This is a genomic window from Rhodoferax sp. UBA5149 (genome assembly GCF_002413825.1).
Lineage (GTDB): Bacteria > Pseudomonadota > Gammaproteobacteria > Burkholderiales > Burkholderiaceae_C > Rhodoferax.
This window is the reverse complement of record NZ_DHXT01000004.1, coordinates 4,374-4,699: the sequence shown is the minus strand read 5'-3', so window position 1 is coordinate 4,699 and position 326 is coordinate 4,374. Positions and strand designations below refer to the sequence as shown.

The 326-nt window shown below is 63.5% G+C and carries 1 protein-coding gene; it reads right to left on the bottom strand.

The window, feature by feature from the left end:
- Window positions 1–326: methyl-accepting chemotaxis protein (locus tag B3V69_RS00170; RefSeq protein WP_296442665.1), on the bottom strand; the 326-nt coding region annotated here is incomplete at both ends.

Here is a 326-nt window from a genome sequence, read left to right as displayed (position 1 = left end):
ATTTCTTCCGAGCCCTTGAGCGCTTGGGCGGCGGCGGCGTCGGACTGCTTGGCGCCGGTGGCGATTTCCGTGATGCCGCGCACCACTTCGATCACGTCTGTGCGAATCGCCTCAAGCTGCACGGTGATGACCTTGCCTTTTTCGACTTCACCTTCGATGGCCTTGGCCGAGTTGTTGATGCCGTCGGCGATGGCCTTGACATCTTGCTGGATCTGGCCCACCAGGTCCTGAATCTGCTTGGCGCTCGTCTCCGAGGTTTCAGCCAGCGTGCGCACCTCGTCGGCCACCACGGCAAAACCCTTGCCGTGCTTGCCGGCGCGGGCGGC